Annotated in this window: 2 protein-coding genes and 1 pseudogene; all 3 read right to left on the reverse strand. The window is 45.4% G+C overall.

The annotated features are described in order from the left end of the window. Positions 1-775: pseudogene (locus tag OSC10802_RS44240) on the reverse strand (hypothetical protein); the annotation flags it as partial. 214 nt (positions 776-989) lie between these two features. Continuing rightward, positions 990-1,871, reverse strand: a complete 882-nt coding sequence (locus OSC10802_RS0111200) for a hypothetical protein (protein WP_198525099.1) — start codon at positions 1,869-1,871, stop codon at positions 990-992. A 382-nt stretch (positions 1,872-2,253) separates the two neighbouring features. After that, a partial coding sequence (locus OSC10802_RS0111205; RefSeq protein WP_304412226.1) for an RHS repeat-associated core domain-containing protein occupies positions 2,254-4,813 on the reverse strand: 2,560 nt, incomplete at its 5' end.

The following is a 4,813-nucleotide window of genomic DNA, read 5'->3' on the forward strand; positions in this document are numbered from 1 at the left end:
AATTGGTGAGAGTGCGGTGCGCTGCGGCGGCTGCGGCGGCTTCTGGATCGGCGTTTTGCGGCGCTTCTAGGTTGGCTTTGTATGGCGTGCCGGTTTTGGCGATTGCCGTGACGGCATCGTATATTGCTGTGTGGACTATTGCTAGGTTTCTTGCTGCTAAGGGGGGTGCTGTTTTGTCTGTTTGGATGGCGTTTAATGCTGTCTGGTTCCAGTCGATGATGGTGTTGGTGGGATCTGCGGAAAGGAAGCGGTTGAGTTGCCGGTCGAATTTGAAGGCGGGGGAACAGCTGCGTCCTTCTGCGATGCCGTGGATTTCGAGGTGCTGTAATGCTAGATTTCGGTTGCCGGTGCAGGCTTGGTTGACATCGGGGTTGTTAGCTAGGTAGTAGTCTAAGCTGACATAAGGCGAGAAAGTGCGTCCTTCTGCTATGCCGAATGTTTGCAGGTGTTTGAGGAGTTGATCGCTGTTGAGTCCGGCTAAGTCGGGGTGGCTGGCGCGATAGAAGTTGAGGTCTATTAAGGGGGAGAATTGCCGGTTTTCTGCAACGCCAAATTGTTCTAGGTGGTTGAAGAGTTGCTCGTTTGTGAAGCTAGCTAGGTCTGGGTTTTTGGCGCGGTAGTAGTTGAGGTCGGCGAACGGGGAGAATTGCCGGTTTTCGGATAAGCCTTTGGTTTGGAAGTGCTGGAGTAATTGCTGGGGGGTTGTTATGCCGGTGGCTTTCAGATCGGGGTTGCCGGTGGCGTAGAAATCGGGGTCAAATAGTTGGACGGACATGTGCGCTCCTTGTGGTTTTTCTTGTGGATATCAGCTTCCGCTCGGCGAAGAGACAATGGGCAGACCTATTGGAAATATAGTGTTAGTTTAAGATATAGTTAGGTTTCTATTTTTTTAGAGAGTATGAGTTTACAAATTACTAATAATAAATATAGGAATGCTGTCGTTCTGCTGTTCACAGCAGAACGGCAGCCTGCACCCCGACATTCATTACTTATGCAGGACTATCTCTATCCAGATCGAATAAATAATCGGACAATTTTCTTAGAGATTCCTCAACTTCATCTCTAACTAGATCCGATGGATCGCCCCTCATTTTTAACAAAAAAATATAGGCTTTTTGCGACAAACTTTTACTGCCAGATCGTTTAATAAAATGTTCTAAGCCGTGAGGTATAAATGCACGGGCTATTTCAGATTCTGTTGCTTTGAGACGGCACAAAACCTCAAAAGCTTGTTCATTCGCATAGTATTCTCCTAGCAGTTCTGAAATCGCGAAATAAGCCATCCAATCCTGGAACTTATCATAATACTTTTCTAAATAAAAAAGCAATATTTCTTTCTGACTTACAGATAGAAATTTCCATTTATCTTGCAGTAAAGCCAGAAATTCCCAAGCCCCATCATTGTTTAAAAAAATCTGGCTTTCGAACAATTTTAGAATCGCACTAAAATAATCATCAGGAAAATAACTTTCCCCACGGGTTGCTGTTTTAAGATCGATCGCTTTCGCACACTCAGTTAAACTAACAGAATCCTCATCAAGAGCGGAAGAAATTAGTTGTTCAATAAAAGGGAAGTCTAAATCATCAAAGTTGTAATGTGCGAGTCGCAAAATTGGCAGGCACTTGTTCACTTTCTCTTCTGAGAGTTCTTCCCACAATTTTTGAAAAAGTATAATAAGGTATAGCGCCCCTCCCAGCTTTAAAAATCTTTCTGAATTTAACAGCTGATTTAAAAATTCGAGCGATAAGTCGGGTAGAGGGTTAGCTGATCTCAGAAAATTTTCTAAATCATAAATTCGCTGCCTCAAATCTTTAATATTATTTGATTCGATAGCTTTATAGATAGCCTCTTCCAGTTCGTCCTGTTTCATTTTGGCTTCTTTTGAGAAATTCATTTCGTTCAATAAATCACGGATTTAGAGAAATTCGATAATTGAATTCGTTTAAGATGTTGCAACTTATCAAGATGAATGACTTGCTTACAATCCCAGGTAGTGCTGAACAAGTAATGAATGATTTTGGCCTTTTATATCCCGATAAGCGGGCAGGTTCCATAGGATAGAATGATTACTTATGCAGGGCTACCCAATCCTATTGTTTCGCATCCTGAGATTGAGCGTGCTTGACAATAAAATATTTAGCTAGCTGCTAGCTTCTGTTATTAGGTTAATAACAGCTTTATCTTAAACGGTTAGCTCTAAAATTCGTTCATTGTGATGCCTTGAGAATGATTTTTTACTCTTTACCTGCTACTTAAGCTCTTCTTTGTTCAAAGAGTGGCTCAAATAATGGCCAAATTGGAGGAAAGTCAAAACGTAATTCAGGCCAAGTAAATTGATTTTTATTCTCTGGCTTTTTTTCTTCCTCGCACGGGGGTGGGTATTCACCACATCTGGCTTGGTAAAGAGCTTTTTTTTCAGCTAATTTTGCCTTTAGCTGCTCAATTATTCTTTGATGCCCGCGCTGACTTAATCTTGGTTGTTCTCTATCATCTGGATGTTTGCCAGGCAAATTTTGTGGATTATCGTGCAGTTCTCCCCTTCTTTCAGCGATCTGTTTTTCCAGGTTTTTAATCTGATTAGCAAGCTCTATACAATCTGGATGATCGTGACCAAGAGGATAACGAGGACGACCAGAATCCTGAGGCTCAAGACCTAGGGGGTCAGTGAGGTTTATTGGGTTGTTCTCTACATATCCGTAAAGATTAAGATTTCCTCCGTTGAACTTGATTGAATCTTCGGCAATGAACTTGCCAACTTCAGCGTTATAATACCTGGCGCGGTAATAATACAGTTCAATCTCTTGTTCAAAATCTCTGCCAGTAAATAAGTAACGACTATTAACTGTCTCATCTGTTTCACCAACAACATTCCCAAACGAATCATAAGTAAGATGGCTCACCACAGCACCACTGCTATTCGCTAAATCACGAACAGTTCCCAGATGGTCGGCTAAGTGCCACACCACATTACCAGCCCCGCCATCCTGGGCCAGCACCTGATCCACCACCGGCCCGTGCAGGTAGCGCCGGTCTAAAACCGGCTGATTGGGGCCAGCTGCACCGTCAGAATCCACGAAATCCAACAGAACATTATCGCCATCATAAACAAAGTGAGTGACTGCACCATTGACTGACTTAGCAATTCGACGGTCCATCGCATCGTAAGTGAATGCCACCTGCTGAATTACAGCATTAGCCGCATCCTTATCCACTACAGCAACCAGACGCTTCCGGTAATCCCACTCAAACTCGCGCACCTTTCCAGTAACGATTTCCGTCCGGCGAATTAGATTCCCTTCATCATCATACTGGTAGTTGTAGATCCCATCTGTTTGCAGGCGGTTATTGACACCCGTCACATAGCCACTGCCGTGCACACTAGAACTGACGCGGTTGCCATTACCATCGTAGCTGTACGACTCGTCAGGATTGTTGCTGTTGCTGTGGTTGGCCCCGGTCAGCTGATCCCGGTCATCATAGGTGTAGTCCGTCGTACCGTCAAGATCAGCAATCTGGGTAATGCGACTAGCAGTGTCGTAGTTGAAGCCAAAAAATGAGATAACATTATTTTCCGGGTTGCGGTGGCTCAGATTCGTCAGGCGATTCAAGCCATCATAAGTGTAAGTAGTGCCGGCCACTAATTGGGTGCTATTTAAATCAGCAAAACGATTAATAGATGAGAGCTGGCCCACTCCATTGTAAGTAAAATTAACTCGCTTATTGCTCACCCCACTGCCACTTTGACTCATCTGGGTGAGGCGGTTGCGGGCATCGTAAGTGTAGTCATTATTGCCCGACACCTGACCGTTAATCGTATCGGTCATCAAATCCACATTGCCGGCCCGATCGTAAAGATAGTTCAGCAGCACGTTGGGCGCACCTGGAGTGCCGGCATTGTTTACAGTTTTGACGCGATTGCGACTGTCATACATGAAGGCCAAAGTGCTGAACGTATCGCTTATGGAAGTCAAGTTGCTAGCTTTATCGTAGCCGTACCGAACCACCCCGTCACTCCCCACCCAAGTTTCAGTCGTAAGGCGCTCTAGGTCATCGTACTCAAACTCATTTCGGCGGTTGTTGCGGTCGGTTTGAGCGACCAGATTGTCGGCAGAGTTGTATTCATAAACAGTAGCCTTGTTGAGGGGATCGATTTCACGAATCAAGCGCCCGCGAGCGTCGTAGACCATATTAGTTCGGTTCCCCAGCGGGTCGATGACCGAAGTCATGTTGTTATCAAAATCATAGCGAAACTTAGTGCGATTGTCAAGAGGGTCAATCGTCTCAATCAAACGATTCCGACTGTCATAGCGACTCTCAGTTTTCCGCCCCAATGCGTCAACCACCAGCACCTGATTCCCCGACTGATCATAACTATAAGAAGTCACCGGCTTAGTTTGAGATCCACTGCCATCCGGGTCAGCTTCAACCATCCTCACCAGCTGGTTCATCACATCATACTCATACTCCGTCCGATTGCCATTCTCATCAATCATAGCAGTTTGATTGCCGCCGGCGTCATACTCCATCCGCTGCGACGCCTCATCCGGAGTCCCTTGTGCAAAAGTCGTTTTAACCAGCCGGTTCATCGCATCGTACTCATACTCCGTCCGATTGCCATTCTCATCAATCATAGCCGTTTGATTGCCGGCAGCGTCATACTCCATCCGCTGCACCGCCTCATCCGGCGTACCTTTTGCAAAAGTCACCTCAACAAGCCGGCCAAAATTATCATAATCGTAATCCGTCACCCGCCCCAGAGGGTCAGTCTCAGTATCAACCAGATTCTTGTCAGTATAAGTGTAGTGAGTGATA

It is taken from the genome of Kamptonema formosum PCC 10802 (genome assembly GCF_000332335.1).
Classification (GTDB): Bacteria; Cyanobacteriota; Cyanobacteriia; order Cyanobacteriales; family Oscillatoriaceae; genus Oscillatoria.